Source organism: Burkholderia sp. LMU1-1-1.1 (genome assembly GCF_040675865.1).
Taxonomy (GTDB): domain Bacteria; phylum Pseudomonadota; class Gammaproteobacteria; order Burkholderiales; family Burkholderiaceae_D; genus Rugamonas.
Genome location: NZ_JBEGHG010000023.1, coordinates 438,957 through 460,248, shown reverse-complemented (window position 1 = coordinate 460,248; position 21,292 = coordinate 438,957). Strand labels below are relative to the sequence as shown.

Genomic DNA, 21,292 nt, shown 5'->3' with positions numbered 1-21,292 from the left:
ATGAAAAAAACCATCGTTACCGCAGCCATGCTGGCTGTTTCGCTGACCGCCTCGTTCTCCGCCTCGGCCGAAGACAAGATGATCAAGTTCCCGATCGCCGGCGCCATGGCCGTGAACGACGCGCAGCAGCGCCTGGGCGACTCGGTGAAGTTCTATTTCGCCGACCAGCAAACGCCCAAGGTGGCAAGCAAAATCACCTCCGACAAGACCAGCCAGCGTACCAACGGCTTCGGCAAGTCCGCCGAAAAAGCCTGCAACTGGGTGTTCCTGTCCGCCATGCTGGCCTTGCAGAAGCGCGCCACCGAAGTCGGCGCGGACGCGGTGATCAACATTGTCAGCAATTTCAAGGACCAGGAATTCGCCAGCCAGACCGAGTACGAGTGCGCGGACGGCGCCATCATGGCCGGCGTCGCGCTGAAGGGCGACTTCGTCAAGCTGGCCAAGTGATATCGGGCGCCCATGAGTAAGGCGGCGCTGTGGATGGTGGACGCGGACGCGGTGGTCGATGCGGACCTGCTGCGGTTCCGCGACTGGCTGTCGGCGGGCGAGTTGGCGCGCTATCAGCGCTTTGTCCGCGCGCAGCGGCTGCGCCAGTTCGTGGTGGGCCGCGTGTTGCTGCGCAAGGCGCTGGGCAGCTTGCTGAACGTCGAGGCGCGGGAGATCCAGCTGGAGGAGCAGGTCGGCAAGGCGCCGCTGTTGGTGTCGCCCGTCGTCAAGGGCGGCATGCCCGGTTTCAGCATCGCGCATAGCGGGCGCTGGGTCGCCTGCGCGGTGAGCGCACAGACCGCCCTCGGGCTGGATATCGAGATGCGCGACGCCGGACGCGATCTGGCCGCCCTGGCCGCGCAGACGTTCGACGCGCGCGAGATGGCGCGCTGGGAGGGATTGCCCGAGGCGAGGCGCATCGACGGGTTTTACCGGATGTGGAGCGAGAAGGAAGCGCGTTTCAAGCTGGGGGAGGGCGTTGGCGGACATTATGTCGCCGTGCCGCATGATGAATTGTCGGTGGTGGTGTGCAGCGAATCGCCGCTGGACGAGCCGCCCAGGATAGAAGTCGTCAGCCTGTGATCATTGCCACAGCCAGTTCCACAACCCCGGCAACTGCGGCTTGGCGTTCGGGTTGCTGACGGTGCTGGCCAGCGCTGCGCGTTCCAGTTCGTCGTGGTCGTCGTAGAACGGTTTGGCCGCGAGCGGCACGTCAAGCTCACGCGCGACGTCGATCAGAATGTCCAGGTATTCCTGGATGTGGCGCGAGGTGTAGGTGTTCACGTCGTGGAAGGTGACGACGATCGGCGTGCTGCCGTCGACCACCGGCATGGCGCCCGCCGCCCAGCGCTTGCGCGTCTCGGCCAGGTGCTTCAGCATGTTCGAACGTTTGTGCCAGCTGAAGTTGATGCCGTAGATTTTGCCGTCGTTGGCATTGAGGTCGGTCAGCAGCATGCGCATGCCGTGCTGGCGGTACGACTCCAGCGTCTCGGCGTCGTAGGCCCAGAACGGCGGCCGTACCAGCTTGGGCGCGACGCCGGTGATGCCGGTCAGGTCATTGACACCTTTTTGCATCGATTCGTCCAGCGTCTGTTTGCTCATGAAGCGGTGGTTCGAGTGGAACAGCGTGGCGGTGTGCAGCGCGACGACGTGGCCTTCATCGTGTTCGCGCTTGATCAGCGCGCGGCCGATGTCGGTGCCGCCGCCGTGCCAGGCGCGGGTCTGGGTGAAGAACACGGCCTTGATGTTGTCCTGCAGCGGATTGCTGGCCAGCGTCTCGAGGATATGCACGGTGGGATTGCCGCTGTCGGCGGCGGCGGGACCATCGTCGAAGGTGAGCAGGAAACGCACAGGAGCCGGCACCGGCGCGGGCAAGACTGCGGACGTGTCCTGGCCCGCGGCGGTTGCGCTCAATAGTAGCAATGACAATGTTGCAAGCAGCAGGCGGGGACGAAGGACTAACACGGGGCTTAACGAACGACGAGGGATGGATATTGTACGTGAATTCACGTTGTCGCCGCGCACCCGTAATTTTATTAAACCAACGTAGATGAAGATCTTATGAGCGCCAATTTCGATGTAATGCAGCCGTCCGGCGATCCCCATGTGCCGGAGACGGCGTTCGGCAAATGGTTCCTGCGCACCGAGACCTGGACCGTCCATGTGCTGGAGCGCGCGCTGGTGGATCTGGAGCGCATGATGCCGGCCGGGCGGCGCGGCTACGACGTGGTGGCCGACGTGGGCTGCGGCTTTGGCCGCTCGCTGGGCAAGCTGCACCAGCGCTTCGCGCCCAAGCGCTTGATCGGCATGGACATCGATCCCGAGATGCTGCGGGAATCGGCCAAGGAGATGGCGGCGTTGGATATTCCGGCAGACTTCATTTGCTGTTCCAGCTCGAACATCAAGCTGGAAGACAATTCGGTCGACCTGCTGTTCTGCCATCAGACCTTTCATCACCTGATCGACCAGGAGCGGGCGATCCACGAGTTCTTCCGCGTGCTCAAACCGGGCGGCGTGCTGCTGTTCGCCGAATCGACCAGGCGCTATATCCACTCGTGGATCATCCGCCTGCTGTTCCGCCATCCGATGGATGTGCAGAAGACCGCGCCCGAGTATCTGGCGATGGTGCGCGCGGCCGGCTTTTCGGTGCCGGATAGTTCGGTGTCGTACCCGTTCCTGTGGTGGAGCCGCGAGGACCTCGGTATTCTGGAGACCGCGTTGCGCATCAAACCGAAGGCGGTGCGCGAGGAGACGTTGATCAATCTGGTCGGCGTCAAACCGTAGCATTCCCGGCCCTATCAATGCCAAATCGATAAATTTTACTTGGAATGCAAATCATTCTCATTTAATATCTGTCGTTTATGGGCCGGCAGGCGAAGGGAATGGATGCGGTGAACTGGATCAGCATCGTCGTGGCGGCGTTGGCCGCCCTGTGTTTATATTTGGCCTCGCCGCACCAGGCCCTGTGGCCGGCCGCGCTGGCGCGCCGGTATTTTCTGCGCTGGCTGTCCGCGCCCCTGGCCACCGGCGCCATCGCGGCCGCGGTGCGGGACTATGGCCTCTGGTGCGGCGTGTGCATCGCGCTGTCTGGGTTCATGACGGCGCTGGTCGTGCTGCCTTACGCCGACGCCTGGCTGCGTCGCCGTGGTTCGAGAACGCCGGCCAAACCGGGAGCGCGCCATGTGGGGTAAATCGACGGCCGCCGCCTTCCTCGGATTGCCGCTGGCGGTGGTCGTGGTCGGCATCCTTGCGCTGCTCAGCCGGGACCAGGCGCGCACCACGCTGCCATGGTTGCTGCTGTTCGTCCTGTTCTGGATAGGCGCGATGACGATCGCCTTCCTGTTCCGCACCGGCCTGCGCGCCTGGTTGTGGATGGGCGGCGCCACCTTGCTCGGCTACGCCGTGCTGCACTTGTCGAAGGCCGGCGGCCTGTTGAGGATCGCCGGATGAAATCATCGACGCTGCGCACCTTCATTTCGGTCCACACGTGGGTGGGACTGGTGGCGGGCTTCGGTCTGTTCATCGCTTTCTACGCCGGCTCCATCACCTTGTTCCACTCCGAGCTACACGCGTGGCAGACACCCGTCCCGCAAGTCGCGCCAGCGGCGGCCCGGTTGCAGCCGCAGGCGCTGGTCGACGCGGTGCTCGCCGCGCATCCGGAAGCGGGCAAGATGTTTTACGTGAACCTGCCGTCGGCCTATGAGCCGGAGCTGGTGCTGACCGCCGGCGAACGCCATTTCCGCCTCGACGCCGCCGGCAAGCTTGAGGAGTTCGAGGAGCGCTCGCACCTGATGGACTTCATCTACCGCCTGCATTACTCGGCGGGGCTGCCGGACCGCTTCGGCCTGTACACGCTGGGCGCGGTGTGCGTGTTGTACGGGCTGGCACTGGTGAGCGGCGTGATTATCTATGCGCCCGGCTTCTTCAAGGACCTGTTCGCGCTCAGGATAGGCAAGAACCTCAAGCGGATGTGGCAGGACGCGCACAACGCCATCGGCATCCTGTCGCTGCCGTTCCACATCATGTATGCGTGGAGCAGCGCGATCCTGGGGCTGGGACTGATCCTGCTGGCGCCTTTCCAGTACCTGGTCTTCGACGGCAAGCTGCTTAATCTGGTGGCGGCCGATATCAACGCCGCCGCGCCGCCCACCGCCGCTGGCGTGGCCGCGCCGCTGCTGCCGGTCGCGCAGGTGCTGGTGGTAGCCGAGCGCGCGGCGCCGGGCATGGAGGTCAAGCGCCTGTTCTACCTGGAGGCCGGCGACGCCAACGCGCAGGTGCAGGTGATCGGCGACGTGCGCCAGAACACCGTGTCGAGCAATTCGGCGGTGGTGCTCAACGCCAGCACCGGCCAGGTGCAGCGGGTGCTGGTGCCGGAGAATTTCAGTCCCGGCATGCGCTTCCTGCGCAGTTTGCAGGCGCTCCATTTCGGCCACTTCGGCCACGCGGCGGTGCAGTGGATGTACTTCGTCCTCGGCATCGCCGGCGCCTTCCTGTTCTACAGCGGGAACCTGCTGTGGATCGAGGCGCGCCGTAAGCGTCTTAGCCTGGTGCAGCCGCGCAGCGGGCGGCTGATGGCGCAGGCCACGCTGGGCGTGTGCCTCGGTTGCGTGGCGGGTGTCTCCGCCATGTTCGTGATTAACAAGCTGGCGCCGGCGGCGCCGGGGCAGCTGCCGTTGTGGGAGTCGCGCGGCTACTACGCGGTGTTCTGGCTGGCGCTGGCGTGGGCCTTCGCCCGGCCGCCCGCGCGCGCTGCGTATGAGCTGCTGACCGCGTGCGCCGCGCTGACCGTGGCCATTCCGTTGTCGCACTGGATGGCCACCGGCCTCAATCCGCTGCTGGCGCTGATGCGCGGCGACGGCGTCACCGTCGGCGTGGCGGTGGTGGCACTACTGGCCGCCGCCTTGTACTGGAAGATGGCGCGCGCGGTGCTGCGGCGCGGCGTGCACGGCGATCCGCACAGCGTCTGGTCGCTGCGCGCGCCGCCGGCCAAACAAGACGCGGCGCGGCACGCGGCGTAGGTGCGCCTGCTGTTTGATCTGGCTCACCACTAACTTCCATATCCGCATGCCGGGGCGGGCCGGCATGCGGTTATAATCCGCTCAATCTTTCCGGAATTTCCAGATAGCAAGGATTCGCACGATATGAGCCAGCCCAATCAGTTTTCCCTGTTGACGCAACGCCGCTTCGCGCCGTTCTTCTGGACCCAGTTCCTCGGAGCGTTCAACGACAATCTATTCAAGACCGCGCTGATCGTCATCATCACCTTCGATGCGCTCAGCTGGACCACGCTGTCGCCGTCCACGGTCACCAACCTGATCCCCGGGCTGTTCATCCTGCCCTTCGTGGTGTTTTCCGCCACCGCCGGCCAGCTGGCCGACAAATTCGACAAGGCCCGCCTGACGCGCTTCATCAAGTGGCTGGAGCTGGCCATCATGCTGGTGGCGGGCGTGGGCTGGATGACGCACACCCTGTGGCTGTTGGTGCTGGGCGTGGTCGGCATGGGCATCCATTCGACGCTGTTCGGCCCCGTCAAGTACGCCTACCTGCCGCAGCAGCTCAAACCGGAGGAACTCATCGGCGGCAACGGCGTGACCGAGATGGGCACCTTCGTCGGCATCCTGCTGGGCGAGATCCTCGGCGCCATCCTGGTGGTGCAGCAGCCCCACGGCATCATGCTGGAGGCGGCGGGCACCATCTTCTTCGCGGCCCTCGGTTTGATCGCCGCCTACCGCATTCCCAGCTCGCCGGCGCCGGCGCCCGACCTGAAGATCAACTGGAACTTCGTCGGCGAATCGATCCGCAATATCAATTTCTCGCGCAAGAACCGCACCGTGTTCCTGTCCATGCTGGGCAACTCGTGGTTCTGGTTCTACGGCGCGCTGGTGCTGTCGCAGTTCCCGGTGTTCGCCAAGGACTACCTGCACGGCGACCATAGCGCCTTCGTGCTGCTGCTGACAGTGTTCTCGCTGGGCGTGGGCAGCGGTTCGCTGCTGTGCGAGCGCCTGTCCGGCCGCAAGGTGGAAATCGGCCTGGTGCCGTTCGGCGCCATCGGCCTGACGATCTTCGGCGTCGACCTGTACTTCGCCAGCCTGGCCTACGGCAGCGGCGTGGCCGCGTTGACGGCCGGCCCGCACCTGGACGCGATCGCGCTGCTGGCGCAGCATGGCATGTGGCGCATCCTGTTCGACATCCTGATGATAGGCCTGTTCGGCGGCCTGTTCATCGTGCCGCTGTTCGCGCTGATCCAGACCCGCTGCGACCCGGAACACATTTCGCGCACCATCGCCGGCATGAACATCCTGAACGCGCTGTTCATGGTGGCGGCGGCCGGCCTGGCCATCGTGCTGCTGGGGCAGGGCTTCACGATCCCGCAGCTGTTCCTGGTGACGGCGCTGCTCAACGCGCTGGTGGCGATCTATATCTTCTCGCTGGTGCCGGAGTTCCTGATGCGCTTCCTGGCCTGGTTGCTGATCCACACCGTGCACCGCGTGCGCACCATCGACGCCGAGCGCATTCCGGCCGAAGGGGCGGCGGTATTGGTGTGTAACCATGTGAGCTACGTCGACGCCATCGTCATCGGCGCGGCCAGCCCTCGGCCGATCCGCTTCGTGATGGATCACCGCATTTTCAAGCTGCCGCTGTTGGGGTGGATCTTCCGCACGGCGCGCGCGATTCCGATCGCGCCGGCCAAGGAGGACCCGTGGCTGATGGAGAAGGCGTACATCGATATCGCGCAGGCGCTGCACGAAGGGGATCTGGTGTGTATCTTCCCGGAGGGGCGGTTGACGCACGACGGCGAGATCAACCAGTTCAAGGGCGGTATCGCGAAGATCATCGAGCGCTCCAAGGTGCCCGTGATTCCGATGGCGCTGCGCGGGCTGTGGGGGCATCTGCTTAGTCGCAATGGCGAGAATGTGTTCCAGCGGGCCTTCCGCAACGGACTGCGTTCGCGCTTGGCGCTGGCGGTGGGTTTGCCGGTGCCGCCGCAGGAGGTGACGCCGGAGGGCTTGCAGAAGCAGGTGCTCGATTTGCGCGGGGATTGGAAGTAAGGTGGATTAACCCGGCGCAGGCAACCGGCGCGACCAGCCTGCGATGGCGTCGGCGACCGCCGTGTCGCTTTCCGTGTCCAACATCATCGATTGCATCGGCGGCAGGCCCGCCGGTGTCGTTTTATAGAAGTGGTTCAGCGTCGGGAAGAGGGCCACTTCTGTCGGTAGCCCGCCGCGCCCCGCGCGCAGCGCCTCGGCATGCTCCGGCGGCACCGAAGCGTCCCGCCCTCCCTGGACGATCAACACCGGCTGCCGCACCTTCGCCAGCGCCGCCACCGGGTCGACCCGGTCGGCGCTGCGCAGATAGGCGTGTCCCATCGCCGGCATCGTCGCCAGCATCGCCGTCCGCGGATCGCGCGCCGCCTCGGGAGGCAGTGGAACACCGGCGCGAATCGCCGCCACCGCGCGGTCGAACAGCGTCATGTCCGGCGCCATCGCCGCGATCTGCGCCCGCATGACGGCGAAGATCGGCAACGCCGGGCCGGACAAACCGACCACGCCATCGACCATCCGCCCGTCCGCGCCGCCGGCCAGCAGCGAGGCCACCACCGCGCCCTCGCTATGGCCGGCGACGATGACGGGCCGCGCGCCAACGCTCCCGCGCAGCAGCGCCAGGCCGGCGCCGGCGACCGCCACCCGCGTCAGGAAATCCACATGGGAAGCGGCCAGCATGGCATCGATCGTCTGCGATCCGGTGCCCGGTCCGATCTTGGCCATCCGCAGCACGGCGAAGCCGCGCGCGCTCAAATGCCTCGCCAGATCCGCATACGCATGCGGGCGCATATTCATCGTCGGATAGTTTCCGTCGACGTCGCTGAACAGCGAGCCGGGCACGATCAGCACCGCGCCGGCGGCGTCGCCCTCGGACGGACTGAATCGGCATGCGATCTTCACGCCGGCGACGGTGACGGAAACGTCTCGTTCTTTCGGCGCGGCGCCCGCGCTGTGGTTCGACATGGTCGTTGCTCCTATCAGTGGAAGTGCCAGGAAGTCCCGGCGCTTCACGCTCGCCCCGCGCCGAGTACCCGTTGTGCATAGACAGCCATCGCCTCTGCCAGGAAAGGCGCCAGCCCGGGATGAAGCGCATCGTACATGTCACGGAACTCGGTATGGTCGATGTAGAGCGCGCCCAGCGCCGCGTAGGCATCCGCATCCGGTCGCCATGACCGGCTTACCCATCGATAGTGGCGCGCGGTCTCCACTTGGGCGTCGTCAGAGTCGGGCGGGAGGCCGCGCCCGATCAGCGTCACGAAGCTGGCGTGGATCGCGTCGATTTCCGCCTTGAAGTCGATCATGCCGGCGGGGGAGAGCGCCGCGTGCGCGTCGCGCGATTGCCGGATCGCGTCGGCGGCGGGATCGCCGTAACGGTCCGCCAGCTCGGCCTCCCACGCGGCCTGTTTTTCCGGCGAGACGCCGTCGAACAGGCGTTGCGCGTTCAAGGGTTTGCCGGAGTCGATCAATGCCAGCGTGCGGTCGATGGTCCTGGCCAGGTCGCGGCGGCGCCCGATCTCCGCTTCCACGCGCTGGCGCAGCTCGAGCAGCGCGGCGCGGGTGTTGAAGGCGGGATCGTCGAGCATGCGGCGGATCTCGGCCAGCGCGACGCCCAGTTCGCGGTAGAACAGGATGCGCTGCAGGCGCAGCAGCTCCTGCTGGCCGTAGTAACGATAGCCGTTCGGCCCGATCTCCGGTTTCAGCAGTCCGATCTCGTCGTAATGATGCAGCGCCCGCACGCTGATGCCCGACGCCTTGGCGACCTGTTTGACTGTCTGTTTCATTTGCTCCCTCCATGACACCCCGATTGTGCGGGATGACGCCGCGTGAGGGTCAACAAAAATCCGCCATTACCAAAAAACGGCCATGCTAGAGGTTATAAATTGTAACTTACTAGTCGTTACAAATTACTGATTCAAATTGACAAGTTTTCTTTAGACTGCACGTCGGCGCCTCACGAGGGCGCCTTCTAAAACCAGGGGAAAATAATGTTCAAGAAAACCAGAATCATGTCCATGCTGGCGCTGTCCGGCATGCTTGCCGTGTCGACGTTGACCGCCTGCGGCGGCGGTACCGATGTCATCGTCGGTCCGGCCAAACCGGCCGAGCCGGTGGCGCCGCCCAAGCCTGTCGCCTCGGTCATCACCGTCGATTTCAACGCCGGCATCGATGGCTGGAGCGCCGATGTCGCCGACTTCACCGCCGAGACCAAGCCGGTCGACGTGGCCGCCGCGTGGAAGGATCTGCCGGCGCCGCTGACGGGCAAGGGCTACTACCTGATCTCGACCAACAAGAGCGACGACGTGATGACCTTCGTTAAACGCCAGGTCGCGGGCTTCGTGCCGGGTGCGAAGTACGCGGTGACGTTCGCGATGCGCTACGCCACCGACGCGGGCACCGGTTGCATGGGCGTCGGCGGCTCGCGCGGCGAGAGCATGTGGATGGTGGTCGCGGCCAGCGCCGACGAGCCGAAAGTGGTCAAGCAGGCCAACGATGAACTGCGCCTGAACCTCGATCGCGGCAACCAGGCCGAATCGGGACGCCAGGGCAAGGTGATCGGCCTGCAGGGCGGCGAGGGCCTCGGCTGCAACGGCGGCAAGTGGGCCACGCAGGAACGCAAGTCGGACGAGGCGGTCGAACTGCAGGCCGACAAGGACGGCAAGTTCTGGATCGTGCTGGGCACCGATTCGGGCTTCGAATCGACCAACGCCCTGTATCTGCAAGGCGCGACGATCAACGTCAAGCCGCTGTAACCAGCCGTTGTGACCAAGCCCGGTCAGCGCGCCGCCTGTACTTGTTCGCGGTTTTGGCGCGCGCCGGCCAGGCGGATGATTTGCTCCAGCTCCACCGGCTTGACCAGGTGGTGGTCGAAGCCCGCTTCCACCGTGCGGCGGCGGGCGTCGCTCTGGCCCCAGCCGGTCAGGGCCAGCATCAGGATGCGCTCGGCGCCGGGGCGCTGGCGGATCGCCCGCGCCGTCTCGTAACCGTCCATGCCGGGCATGCCCAGATCCATGATGATCATGTCCGGCTGGCTCTCGGCGCTCAGCGCCACGGCCGCCGCGCCGTCGTAGACGGCGCGCACGTCGAAACCGTCGATCTCCAGCAGCGCCGCCAGCGAATCGGCGGCGTCGGTGTTGTCGTCGACCACCAGCACCTTCATCTTGCGTCCGTCCGCGGCGGCCGGGGAGGCCAGCGGCACCGGCTCGCGCGCGCCGCTGTCGTTGACGACCGGCAGATTGATGATGAACTCGCTGCCCTTGCCGGCCCCCTCGCTGTAGGCGTCGACGGTGCCGCCGTGCATTTCGGCGAACTGGCGCGACAGGCTCAATCCTATCCCCAACCCGCTGGAGAACTGGCCCACCACGGTATTGCTTTGTTCGAACATGCGGAAGATGCGCTGGATCGCCTCGGGCTCCAGGCCGATGCCGCTGTCGCGCAGCGAGACCGTCAGGTTGTTGCGATCGACCACGGCGCGCACCACCACGTTGCCGCCCTGCGGCGTGAATTTGATCGCGTTCGACAGGATGTTGGCGAAGATCTGCACCACGCGCGCGTAGTCGGCGTTGAGCATGATCTCGCTGGCGGGCAGCTGCCAGGCCACGTGGATGCGCTTGGCGCTGGCCGCCTGCGCGCACAGTTCGCTGACATGGTTCATCACCGACGCCAGCGTGACGAGCTGGCGCTGCAGCTTGATCTTGCCGCTGGTGATGCGGGCGACGTCGAGCAGGTCGTCCACCAGGCGCGTCAGCAGGCGCACCTGGCGCTCGACCATGTCGCGGATGCGCGCCACCGGCGCCGCGTCCGGATACAGGTGCGTGAGCAGCGAGACCGAGGTGCGGATCGGCGCCAGCGGGTTGCGCAGCTCGTGGCCCAGGCTGGCGAGGAATTCGTCCTTGCGGCGCGCCACCTCGCGCACCTGGTATTGCTTGTTGCGTGCCCGCAACGTCGAATGCAGCGCGGTGATCAAGGTCAGCGTGCGCACCGGCCGTTCGATGAGGTTCAGGTTGCCCAGGCCCGCCACCGCGTGGCGCACCGTCTGCGAATCGGCGCCGCGATGGGTCAGCAGCACGATCGGCAGGTCCGACCAGTCGGGCTGGCGCGCCACCCAGTCCTGCAGCAGCTTGAAGCCGCCCGGACCCAGCGCCTCCTCCACCGTCAGCACCGCGCCGGCGCCCAGTTCCAGCTGCGCGGCCAGGTCGGCCAGGGTCGCGCAGACGTGGCTGTCGATGTGCGCCATCGCCAGCACCTTGGCCGCCAGCGGCCCGTCCTGGCCGAGCGGCGCGTGGATCAGGATGCGCGTTTCCATCGGGTCAGCCATGGGCGACGTCGACAGCATGGTCCTGGCCGTCGACGTCGCCGGTGTAGGTCGGCACGCCGGTCAGGATGCCGTGGAAATTCTTCAGCACCGCGCCGACCTTGATGCCGCCGCGCGTGACCTGGAAGCGGCGGATCGTGCGCTCGTGCGCGCTGCCGCGCTTCTTGAACACGGAGATTGCCTGCTGCACCTCGCCGGCCGCCTCGAAGTAGCGCAGCATGATGACGTTGTCGGCGATGTAGCTGGCGTCGACCGAGGTGGTCATGCCGGTGCCGATCATGCCCTGCTGGACGCCGACGATGATGCTGACCACGCCGCGCTGGCCCAGATAGGTCAGCAGCTCGTGCAGGTAGATGGTCAGGAAGCGCTCGTCGGGCACCGCGTTCAGGTAGCCGTTCAGGCTGTCGATGACGACGATGCGCACGCCGCGCTCGACCGCCTCGACGATCGCGTGCGCGAACTGGCCCGGCGCCAGCTCGGCCGGGTCGATCTGCTGCACCGTCAGCAGGCCCTTGTCGATGGCGCCGCTCAAGTCCATGCCCAGGTTGGCGCAGCGGTTGAGCATGTTGTTGCGCGCCTCCTCGAACAGGAACATCGCGCTGGCCTCGCCGCGCTGTGCCGCCGCATGGATGAACTGCGCCGCCAGCGACGATTTGCCGGTGCCCGGCGGGCCGGAGATCAGCGTGCTCATGCCTTCCTCGAGGCCGCCGCCGATCAGCTGGTCCAGTTCCGGCAGGCCGCTCGAGAGCTGCCGGCGCAGGCTCTCGACGCGCGTGCCCGCCGCCACCAGGCGCGGATAGACGTGCAGGCCGCCCCGGACGATCTTGTAGTCGTGGGCGCCGCCGTGGAAGGCGATGCCGCGGTACTTGACCACCCGCACGCGGCGCCGCTCGGCGCCGTAGGCCTGGTCGGCCAGCTCCAGGGTCAGCACGGCGTGCGCCACGCTGCGCACCTGCAGGTCGGTCGACAGGGCGGTGCGGTCGTCGAGGAAGATGGTGGTGCAGGAGCGGCTGGTCAGGTACTGCTTGAGCGCGAGTACCTGGCGCCGGTAGCGCAGCGGGCTTTCGGCCAGCAGCTGCAGCTCGGACAAGGAATCGAGCACCACGCGGCGCGGCTTGTATTTTTCGATCGCCGCGACGATGCGCTGGGTGGTGCTGCCCAGTTCGATCTCGGACGGATGGAAGATGGTGTACTGCTGGTCCGGATCGAGCGCGTTCTCGTTGGGGATGATCTCCTCGACCTCGATGCCGTTCATGTCCCAGCCGTGCGACTCGGCCACGCTGCGCAGCTCGACCGCCGTCTCCGCCAAGGTGATGTAGAGCACGGTCTCGCCGTGGCGCGCGCCCTCGTTGAGGAATTGCAGCGCCAACGTGGTCTTGCCGGTGCCCGGCTCGCCTTCGACCAGGTAGAGGCGGTCGCGGGTCAGGCCGCCGGCCAGGACTTCGTCCAGGCCGGGCACGCCGGTGGCGAGAAAAAGATTGGTGACGCTGTTTTGTGCTTCCATGTCCGAATCCAGTGCCTTGAGGTGCTTTAAATATTACCGGAAACGGGAAAAGATGGGTTTTCGATATGAAAGATGCGTACGCTAGCGAACAAAGCGTGGCGCGGCTGGCCGGAACTAACGGCGCGCCAGCCGCTGCGCGCCCTGCTGCTTGTTGACGTACATGGCGCGGTCGGCGCGGCCGAGTAGCATTTCGATATCCTGCGGATCGTCCGGGTGGTAGACGGCGATGCCGATGCTGGCGCCCAGCTGCACCGTGACGGTCTTGAGCGGATACGGACGGCGCAGCAGCGCGAGCAGCTTGTCGGCCGCCTCGCGGGCGTCGGATTCGCAGTGCAGCATCTCGACGATGACGACGAATTCGTCGCCGGCCAGGCGGCCGACGGTGTCGGTCTTGCGCACCGCCCCGCGCACCCGCGCGGCGAACTGGCGCAGCAGCTCGTCGCCTTCGTCGTGGCCGTAGCGGTCGTTGACCTGCTTGAAGCGGTCGAGGTCGAGGAAGTAGACGGCGCAGCACTGGCGCAGGCGGTTGGCGCGCTGCAGCGCCTCGGTCAAAGTCTGTAATAACGCGCGCCGGTTGGGCAGGCCGGTGAGGGTGTCGCGCAGCGCCATCTGCTCCATCGACGCGAACAGTTTTTTGCGCTCGCTGATGTCGTGCAGGAAGGCGATGAACAGGTGGCCGCTGCCGCGCGGCACGTACGCCAGCGAGATCTCGACCGGCAGCTCCTGGCAATCGCGGTTGTGCAGGGTCAGCTCGACGCGGCGGTTGAGCACGGCCGCCTCGCCGGCCGCGCCGACGCCCCCGCTGGCGCCGGCCTCGGCCAGTTGGCGCATGTCGCGCTCGTAGGCGCGGCGCAGCAGCGGCGGCAGCACCATCGCCGCCAGCGGCTGGCCGATCACCTCGGCGCGCGTCCAGCCCAGCAGCTTTTCGGCCTGCCGGTTCCAGTCCAGCACCACGCCGCCCGGATCGAGCGCGATGAAGGCGTCGTGCGCGTTGTCGAGGATGGCGCGCAGTTCGGCCGCGCGCTCGTGCAGCAGCCGCTGCGTGCTGTGCTCCTGGGCCAGCGCGCGCTCCAGCTGCAGCGCCTTGCGGGCGATCTCGCGGGTGCGTTCGCCCACTGTCGACTCGAGCTTTTCGTTGAGCGCGCGCAGCGCGGCCAGGTGGGACTGTTCGTTGTCGAGCATGCGGGCCAGCGCGCTCGACAGCACCTGCACCTCGTGGAAACTGTCGACCCGCACGATTTCCGGCAGGCCGGTGGCGCCGGCCGGCGCCGCCGAGCGCAGCTCGAGGTTGCGGCTGAGCGCGTTGAGCGGACGGGTGTAGCGGCGTCCGACGACGACGGCGGCCGCCGCCATCGCCACCCCGAGGATGGCGCCGAGCAGCAGGATGCGGCGCTCCAGCGCGCGCGCCGAGGCCAGCGCCACGTCCTCCGGCTGGCGCGCGATCACCGACCATTCGAGGGTGGCCGCGTCGCCCGCCGTGCCCGTCCGCGAGTAGCCGCTCAGGTAGCTGCGGCCGTCGGCCCAGGTTTCCCTGACCGCGCCGGTGGCGCCGGTGCGCGACAGTGTCAGGCTCTCGCTGGCCAGCTTGCGCTCCTCCATGCCCTTGGGCCCGAGGATGATGGTGCCGTCGGCGCGCACCACGAAGATGTCGGCCGCGTAGGCCTGGTCGGCCGGCGCCACGATGGTTTGCGCCATGCGCCGCGCCCAGCCCCAGCTCATGTGGACGCACAGCACGCCGCGCGGGCGCCCGTCGGCGCCGGTCACCGGCCCGGCGGCGTCGACGAAGCGCCACGGGTCCGCGCTGGCCGGCAATTTCTTGCCGAGCAGGGTGGCGGGGTGGAAGTCGCCGGCGAACAGCTTGTCGCGTCCGCCCTTGAACCAGTCGCGCGCGCCGACGTCGGCGCCTTCGAGCATGCCCTGGGTGGCGGCGTAGACGCGCCCGTCGGGCGCGGCCAGGCCGATCCAGGCGTAGTCGGGGAAGGCTTTTTGCACGCTCTCGAGCACCGCGCGCACTTCGGCCGGCGAGCTGGCGTCGCGCACCTGGGGCAGGTCGGTCAGCAGCTGGACGTCGCCGGTGGCTTTCTGCACCACGCGGTTGAGGGCGTCGCGCGTCTGCCACGACAGCTGTTGCAGGCGCTGGCCGGCCTCGCGCTCGGCGTAGTGGAAGGCGAAATGGTCGACCAGGATCAGCAGCGAGAGCACGGTCAGCAACACCGTGGCGCTGACACCCGCCGTCACCAGGGTGGTGAGCCGGGGGCGAGCCGTGCGGTGGATAGGCTGCGTGGTCATGACGACAGGTCCTTCGGCCTTGTTTCAGACCTGAAAGATAACTGAAAGAAAGTAATTTTATTGTAGCACCCGACAGTCGGGATAATTCCGTTGTTATAGACAAATTCCTTGTGTGCAACCACAAACCGCCAGCACTCGGGTCCCCGGATGTTTTCTTAAATGCCCCTTAAAGTTGCCACACGAAATTAAATGCCAGCTTGACATAATTAGAATGATCGTTCATTCTATGGTTTGTGCTCATAATTTCTACAGAAAGTCCCAAGCCATGGAAGCTCTTTTCTGCAAACCGTCCCTGCGGACGGCCGGGGCAGCAGCCCTGATCACCGCAACCGTGCTGGTAGCCGGTTGCTCCAAATCCACGACCGTAGCACCTCAAGCGCAGGTGGCGGAAGTGGGCGTTTTTAAGGTGGCGCCGCAAGCGCTGCAGATCACGACCGAACTGCCGGGCCGCACCGCCGCCTTCCAGGTGGCCGAAGTGCGCCCGCAGGTCAACGGACTGATACAAAAACGCCTGTTCGTCGAGGGCGCCGACGTCAAGGCCGGCACCGCCCTCTATCAAATCGACCCGTCGCTGTACCAAGCCAGCGTGAATTCGGCCAAGGCGGCCCTGGCCAAGGCCAAGGCCAACCTGATGACCAGCGGCCCGAAAGTCTCCCGTTATAAGGAGCTGGTCGCCATCGAAGGCGTCAGCCGCCAGGACTACGAGGACGCCGTCGCCGCCGACGCCCAGGCCAAGGCCGATGTGGAATCGGCCGCCGCCGCGCTGGAAGAGGCGCAGATCAATTTGAAATACACCCACGTCTACGCGCCGATCAGCGGCCGTATCAGCCGCTCGACGGTGACCCCGGGCGCGCTGGTGACCGCCAACCAGACCGACGCCCTGACCACCGTGCAGCAGCTCGACCCGATCTACGTCGACATCACGCAATCGAGCGAAGACCTGCTGCGCCTCAAGCGCGACATGGAAAGCGGCAGCCTGAAACAATCGGGCCAGGCCAAGGTGACCCTGATGCTGGCCGACGGCACCAAGTACGCCCAGGAAGGCAAGCTGCAGTTCTCCGGCGTCTCGGTCGACACCAGCACCGGCAACGTCGTGCTGCGCGCCTTGTTCCCGAATCCTAAGAACGACCTGTTGCCGGGGATGTTCGTGCGCGCGGTGGTGGAAGCCGGCGTCGACGAGCAGGCGATCGCTGTGCCGCAGCAGGGCGTGAGCCGCAACCAGAAGGGCCAGGCCACCGCGCTGGTGCTCAACCCGCAGGGCAAGGTCGAACAGCGCGTGCTGGTCACCACCGGCACCCAGGGCGACAAATGGCTGGTCAAGTCCGGCCTGGCCGCCGGCGACCTGCTGATCGTCGAGGGTCTGCAAAAAGTCAAACCGGGCGCGCCGGCCAAGGTGGCCGCCGCCGCCCCCGCCGCCGCTCCGGGCGCTCCCGCCGCCGCAGCCGCCGCCACTCCCGCCGCCAAAAGCGCGCACTAAGACGGGAGCCAGCTTATGTCACGCTTCTTTATTGACCGCCCCATCTTCGCTTGGGTGATCGCCATTGTGATCATGCTCGGCGGGGTACTCGCGATCATGGGACTGCCGATCGCGCAGTACCCAAGCATCGCGCCACCATCGATCTCGATCTCCGGTTCCTACCCTGGCGCCTCGGCTAAAACCGTGGAGGACGCCGTCACCCAGGTCATCGAACAAAAGATGAAGGGTATCGACGGCCTGCGCTACATGAATTCGTCGAGCGATTCGACCGGCGGCATCAGCATCACGCTGACCTTCCGCAGCGGCACCAATCCCGACATCGCGCAGGTGCAGGTGCAGAACAAGCTGCAACTGGCCACACCGCTGCTGCCGGCCGCCGTCACCCAACAGGGCCTGGTGGTCAGCAAGGCCACCAAGAACTTCATGATGGTGCTCGGCTTCATCTCCGAGGACGGCAGCATGAAGCAGGCCGACCTGGGCGACTACGTTGCCGCCAACGTCATCGATCCGATCAGCCGCGTCGAAGGCGTGGGCGACGTCACCGCCTTCGGTTCGCAGTACGCCATGCGCATCTGGCTCGACCCGGCCAAGCTGCAAAGCTATCAACTGACGCCGGCCGACGTCACCACCGCTATCACCGCGCAAAACACCGAGGTCTCCGCCGGTGAACTGGGCGGCCTGCCGGCCGCCAAGGGCCAGCAGCTCAACGCCACCGTGTCGGCGCAGAGCCGTTTGCAAACGGCCGAGCAGTTCGGCGCGATCCTGCTCAAGACCTCGTCCAGCGGCGCCACCGTGCACCTGCGCGACGTCGCCCGCATGGAACTGGGCAGCGAGAACTACGCCGTCCTGTCGCGGTACAACGGCAACGCCGCCACCGGTATGGCCATCAAGCTGGCCACCGGCGCCAACGCGCTCGATACCGCCACCGCCGTCAAGGCCAAGGTCGCGGAACTGGAAAAACTGTTCCCGGCCGGGATGAAGGCCGTCGTCGCCTTCGACACCACGCCGTTCGTCAAGATCTCGATCGAGGAAGTCGTCAAGACCCTGGTCGAGGCGATCGTGCTGGTGTTCCTGGTGATGTACCTGTTCTTGCAGAATTTCCGCGCCACCCTGATCCCGACCATGGCCGTGCCGGTCGTGCTGCTGGGGACCTTCGCCATCCTGTCCGTGCTCGGATATTCGATCAATACACTCACCATGTTCGCGGTGGTGCTGGCGATCGGCCTGCTGGTCGATGACGCCATCGTGGTGGTGGAAAACGTCGAGCGGGTGATGACCGAGGAGGGCTTGTCGCCGCTCGAGGCGACGCGCAAATCGATGACGCAAATTAGCGGCGCGCTGGTCGGCATCGCCATGGTGCTGTCGGCGGTGTTCGTGCCGATGGCCTTCTTCGGCGGCTCCACCGGTGTGATTTACCGCCAGTTCTCGATCACGATCGTCTCGGCGATGGTGCTGTCGGTGATCGTGGCGATGGTGTTCACGCCGGCGCTGTGCGCCACCCTGCTCAAGCCCGTGCCGAAGGGCCACACGGCGATCAATACCGGTTTCTTCGGCTGGTTCAACCGCACTTTTGAAAAGAGCAGCCATAAGTACGAAGGCTTCGTCGGCAAGATCCTGAACCGTGGTGGCCGTTCGCTGGTGGTGTACGCGCTGATCCTCGGCGTGCTGGCCTTCGTGTTCATGCGCCTGCCGACCTCCTTCCTGCCGGAAGAGGACCAGGGCGTGCTGTTCACGCAGATCCAGCTGCCGACCGGCGCCACCCAGGAGCGCACGCTCAAGGTGATCGAAAAGGTCGAACAGCACTTCATGAACAACGAGAAGGAATCCGTGGCATCGGTGTTCGCGGTGGCCGGCTTCAGCTTCGCCGGTAACGGCCAGAACACCGGCATCGCCTTCGTCCGCATGAAGGACTGGTCGGAGCGCAAGGGCGCCGACCACGCCGTCAACGCCATCGTCGGCCGCGCCATGGGCGCGTTCTCGCAGATCAAGGACGCGATGGTGTTCGCCTTCGCCCCGCCTGCGGTGCTGGAGCTGGGTAACGCCTCCGGCTTCGATTTGCAGTTGCAGGACACCGGCGGCGTCGGTCACGAGGCCTTGATGGCCGCGCGTAACCAGATGCTGGGCATGGCCTCGCAGAGCAAGGTGCTGGTCGGCGTCCGTCCGAACGGCCAGGAAGACACGCCGCAGTACAAGATCACCGTCGACCAGCAAAAGGCGATCGCGCTGGGCCTGACCGTGGCCAACGTCAACCAAGTGCTTAGTAACGCCTGGGGCAGCGCCTACGTCAACGACTTCGTCGACCGTGGCCGCGTGAAGAAGGTGTACCTGCAGGGCCAGGCCGAATCGCGCATGGCGCCGGAAGACCTGAAGAAATGGTTCGTCCGTAACGCCGACGGCGAGATGGTGCCTTTCTCGGCCTTCTCGACCGGCGAGTGGATTTACGCCTCGCCGCGCCTGGAGCGCTACAACGGCCTGTCGTCAAGCGAGATCCTGGGCGCCCCGGCGCCGGGCCAAAGCTCGGGCACGGCGATGGCCGAAATCGAAGCCCTGGCGGCGAAGCTGCCGCCGGGTATCGGCTACGAGTGGACCGGCCTGTCGCTCGAAGAGCGCGACTCCGGCTCGCAAACCGTGGCGCTGTACGGCATCTCGATCCTGATCGTGTTCCTGTGCCTGGCCGCGCTGTATGAAAGCTGGTCGATTCCGTTCTCGGTGCTGCTGATCGTGCCGCTGGGCGTGGTCGGTGCGGTGCTGGCGACGTTCCTGTTCAAATTGTCGAACGACGTGTACTTCCAGGTCGGTCTGTTGACCGTGGTCGGCCTGGCGGCGAAGAACGCGATTCTGATCGTGGAATTCGCCAAGGACCTGCAGGAGCAGGGCGTCGAACTGCGTGAGGCGACCTTGCAGGCGGTGCGCCAGCGTCTGCGTCCGATTTTGATGACGTCGATCGCTTTCGGTCTGGGCGTGCTGCCGCTGGCCATCAGCAGCGGCGCCGGTTCGGGCAGCCAGAACGCCATCGGTATCGGTGTGCTGGGCGGGATGCTGACGTCTACGTTCCTGGGCATCTTCTTCGTACCGCTGTTCTTTGTGCTGGTGCGCGGCTTCTTCAGCAAGAAGAAGGTCACGCCACCGGCGCCAACCTCGCACGTGGAGGCGCATTAACCATGAAAACCATGCATAAGTCTTTAATCACCATGGCCGCGCTGGCGCTGCTGGCCGGTTGCAGCCTGGCGCCGGTGTACGAGCGTCCGGCCGCCCCGGTGGGGCAGGCCTGGCCCGCCGGCGAAGCGTACAAGGGCGTGCCGCCTGCGGCCGCCGACGCCAAGCCTGTGTCGGAAATCCAGTGGCGCGAGTACTTCTCCGACGAGCGCCTGCGCAAAGTCATCGAGCTGGCGCTGGCCAACAACCGCGATCTGCGCGTCTCGGTGCTCAACATCGAGCGCGCCCGCGCCGAGTACAACATCCAGACGGCGGCGCTGCTGCCGAAGGTGAACGCGGGCGTCAGCCAGAGCGCCACCCGCACGCCGGCCAACATGACCGGCACCGGCGACGCGGCCATCACGCGCCAATACAGCGGCGGGCTGTCGATGCCGTCGTATGAGCTGGACTTCTTCGGCAAGGTGCGCAATGCCTCCGAGGCGGGATTGCAGACCTACCTAGGCACCGAGGAAGCGCGCCGTACGCAGCAAATCAGCCTGGTGGCCGAAGTGGCCAACGCCTATCTGACCCTGACGGCCGACCAGCAGCGTTTGAAGCTGGCGGCGGAAACCTTGAGCAGCCAGCAGATCACCTATGATCTGAGCCGCAAGCGCTTCGAGAACGGTGTCACTTCCGGCGTCGACATGTACGACGCCGAGACCAGCGTACAGGCCGCGCGCAACGATGTCGCTACCTACACCGCGCAGGTGGCGCTGGACCAGAACGCGCTGAACCTGCTGGTGGGCGGCGCCGTGCCGGCCGACCTGCTGCCGGCCGACGAACTCAATCCGGTCACGCAACTGGCCGCCATCCCGTCCGGACTGCCGTCCGACCTGCTGCGCAACCGTCCGGACGTGCAGCAGGCCGAGCGCACGCTGCGCGCCGCCAACGCCAATATCGGCGTGGCGCGCGCCGCCTTCTTCCCCAGCATTTCGCTGACGGCGTCGGGCGGCAGCGCGAGCCGCAACCTGTCCGGATTGTTCAAGTCCGGGTCGGGCACGTGGAGCTTCGCGCCGCAGATCAACCTGCCGATCTTCGACGGCGGCGTCAATCGCGCCAATCTGAGCATCGCCAAGACCGACCGCGACATCTATGTGGCGCAGTACGAGAAGGCGATTCAGGTCGCCTTCCGCGAGGTGGCCGACGCGCTGGCCACGCGTGGCACCATCGATGAGCGCCTGGCGTCGCAGCAGGCGCTGGTGGACGCTGCCGAGAAGAGCTTCAAGATCAACGATGCCCGCTACCGCAAGGGCGCCGACACGTATCTGAACGCGCTGGTCTCGCAGCGCGCGCTGTATTCGGCCCAGCAGGGCTTGATCAGCACGCGCCTGAACCAGACCAGCAACGCCGTCACCTTGTACAAGGTGCTCGGCGGCGGCTGGCAACCTGAGGTTGCTCAACAGGGCAACCCGCCGCGCGGCTAGACTTCACAGGCGGGCGGTGGGCGCGGCGGCCGTGATACACGGCTGTTGCGCGCCCGCCGCATC

The 21,292-nt window shown here is 66.1% G+C and carries 17 protein-coding genes; 11 read left to right on the top strand and 6 right to left on the bottom strand.

Going from position 1 to position 21,292, the window contains the following annotated elements:
• A complete protein-coding gene (locus MRBLMU1_RS20370) occupies positions 1-447 on the top strand; it encodes an excinuclease ATPase subunit (protein WP_363504857.1) in 447 nt (148 codons plus the stop codon).
• A 12-nt stretch (positions 448-459) separates the two neighbouring features.
• Positions 460-1,068: a 4'-phosphopantetheinyl transferase family protein gene (locus MRBLMU1_RS20365; protein ID WP_363504854.1), complete on the top strand. Its 609-nt coding sequence runs from the start codon at positions 460-462 to the stop codon at positions 1,066-1,068.
• On the opposite strand, the gene MRBLMU1_RS20360 is transcribed toward MRBLMU1_RS20365, so the two are convergent.
• Positions 1,069-1,836 carry a polysaccharide deacetylase family protein gene (locus MRBLMU1_RS20360; RefSeq protein ID WP_363504851.1) on the bottom strand — a complete coding sequence of 256 codons (768 nt, stop codon included), beginning with the start codon at positions 1,834-1,836 and terminating at the stop codon, positions 1,069-1,071.
• A 210-nt stretch (positions 1,837-2,046) separates the two neighbouring features.
• Here MRBLMU1_RS20360 and MRBLMU1_RS20355 point away from each other — a divergent pair, with 210 nt between their 5' ends.
• The 5 genes from MRBLMU1_RS20355 to MRBLMU1_RS20335 all read left to right on the top strand — a co-directional run bounded on the left by MRBLMU1_RS20355 (position 2,047) and on the right by MRBLMU1_RS20335 (position 7,034).
• The gene (locus MRBLMU1_RS20355) at positions 2,047-2,769 is read left to right on the top strand and encodes a class I SAM-dependent methyltransferase (RefSeq protein WP_363504848.1); all 723 of its coding nucleotides are present in this window, start codon (positions 2,047-2,049) and stop codon (positions 2,767-2,769) included.
• Between the two features lie 107 nt (positions 2,770-2,876).
• Positions 2,877-3,176, top strand: a complete 300-nt coding sequence (locus MRBLMU1_RS20350) for a hypothetical protein (RefSeq protein WP_363504845.1) — start codon at positions 2,877-2,879, stop codon at positions 3,174-3,176.
• Positions 3,166-3,435: a hypothetical protein gene (locus MRBLMU1_RS20345; RefSeq protein ID WP_363504842.1), complete on the top strand. Its 270-nt coding sequence runs from the start codon at positions 3,166-3,168 to the stop codon at positions 3,433-3,435. The genes MRBLMU1_RS20350 and MRBLMU1_RS20345 overlap by 11 nt, the downstream gene beginning before the upstream one ends.
• Positions 3,432-5,003 carry a PepSY-associated TM helix domain-containing protein gene (locus tag MRBLMU1_RS20340; RefSeq protein WP_363504839.1) on the top strand — a complete coding sequence of 524 codons (1,572 nt, stop codon included), beginning with the start codon at positions 3,432-3,434 and terminating at the stop codon, positions 5,001-5,003. Before MRBLMU1_RS20345 ends, MRBLMU1_RS20340 begins: the two co-directional genes overlap by 4 nt.
• A 123-nt stretch (positions 5,004-5,126) precedes the next feature.
• Complete coding sequence (locus MRBLMU1_RS20335) at positions 5,127-7,034, top strand: MFS transporter (protein ID WP_363504836.1); 1,908 nt, start codon at positions 5,127-5,129, stop codon at positions 7,032-7,034.
• Between the two features lie 6 nt (positions 7,035-7,040).
• On the opposite strand, the gene MRBLMU1_RS20330 is transcribed toward MRBLMU1_RS20335, so the two are convergent.
• Positions 7,041-7,991: an alpha/beta hydrolase gene (locus MRBLMU1_RS20330; protein ID WP_363504833.1), complete on the bottom strand. Its 951-nt coding sequence runs from the start codon at positions 7,989-7,991 to the stop codon at positions 7,041-7,043.
• A 44-nt stretch (positions 7,992-8,035) separates the two neighbouring features.
• Entirely contained in the window at positions 8,036-8,809 is a 774-nt protein-coding gene (locus MRBLMU1_RS20325) for a MerR family transcriptional regulator (protein ID WP_363504830.1), read from the bottom strand.
• Positions 8,810-9,013: 204 nt separating this feature from the next.
• On the opposite strand from MRBLMU1_RS20325, the gene MRBLMU1_RS20320 reads away from it, so the two are divergent.
• Positions 9,014-9,778 carry a hypothetical protein gene (locus MRBLMU1_RS20320; protein ID WP_363504827.1) on the top strand — a complete coding sequence of 255 codons (765 nt, stop codon included), beginning with the start codon at positions 9,014-9,016 and terminating at the stop codon, positions 9,776-9,778.
• A 23-nt stretch (positions 9,779-9,801) separates the two neighbouring features.
• On the opposite strand, the gene MRBLMU1_RS20315 is transcribed toward MRBLMU1_RS20320, so the two are convergent.
• From MRBLMU1_RS20315 to MRBLMU1_RS20305, 3 genes are all read right to left on the bottom strand, one after another.
• Positions 9,802-11,343, bottom strand: coding sequence for a hybrid sensor histidine kinase/response regulator (locus tag MRBLMU1_RS20315; RefSeq protein ID WP_363504824.1), 1,542 nt, complete (start codon positions 11,341-11,343; stop codon positions 9,802-9,804).
• Positions 11,336-12,844 carry an ATPase domain-containing protein gene (locus MRBLMU1_RS20310; RefSeq protein ID WP_363504821.1) on the bottom strand — a complete coding sequence of 503 codons (1,509 nt, stop codon included), beginning with the start codon at positions 12,842-12,844 and terminating at the stop codon, positions 11,336-11,338. The genes MRBLMU1_RS20315 and MRBLMU1_RS20310 overlap by 8 nt, the downstream gene beginning before the upstream one ends.
• Positions 12,845-12,958: 114 nt before the next feature.
• Positions 12,959-15,133, bottom strand: a complete 2,175-nt coding sequence (locus tag MRBLMU1_RS20305) for a diguanylate cyclase domain-containing protein (RefSeq protein ID WP_363504818.1) — start codon at positions 15,131-15,133, stop codon at positions 12,959-12,961.
• A gap of 265 nt (positions 15,134-15,398) precedes the next feature.
• Between MRBLMU1_RS20305 and MRBLMU1_RS20300 the strand changes: the two genes are divergently transcribed.
• From MRBLMU1_RS20300 to adeC, 3 genes are read left to right on the top strand one after another with little or no spacing between them, the layout of a single operon-like run.
• Positions 15,399-16,610: an efflux RND transporter periplasmic adaptor subunit gene (locus tag MRBLMU1_RS20300; RefSeq protein ID WP_363504815.1), complete on the top strand. Its 1,212-nt coding sequence runs from the start codon at positions 15,399-15,401 to the stop codon at positions 16,608-16,610.
• Positions 16,611-16,625: 15 nt separating this feature from the next.
• Positions 16,626-19,769 (top strand): efflux RND transporter permease subunit, encoded by a 3,144-nt coding sequence (locus MRBLMU1_RS20295; RefSeq protein ID WP_363504812.1) that lies wholly within the window; start codon positions 16,626-16,628, stop codon positions 19,767-19,769.
• Between the two features lie 11 nt (positions 19,770-19,780).
• Positions 19,781-21,229, top strand: coding sequence for an AdeC/AdeK/OprM family multidrug efflux complex outer membrane factor (gene adeC / locus MRBLMU1_RS20290; protein WP_363504809.1), 1,449 nt, complete (start codon positions 19,781-19,783; stop codon positions 21,227-21,229).
• Positions 21,230-21,292 lie beyond the last annotated feature (63 nt).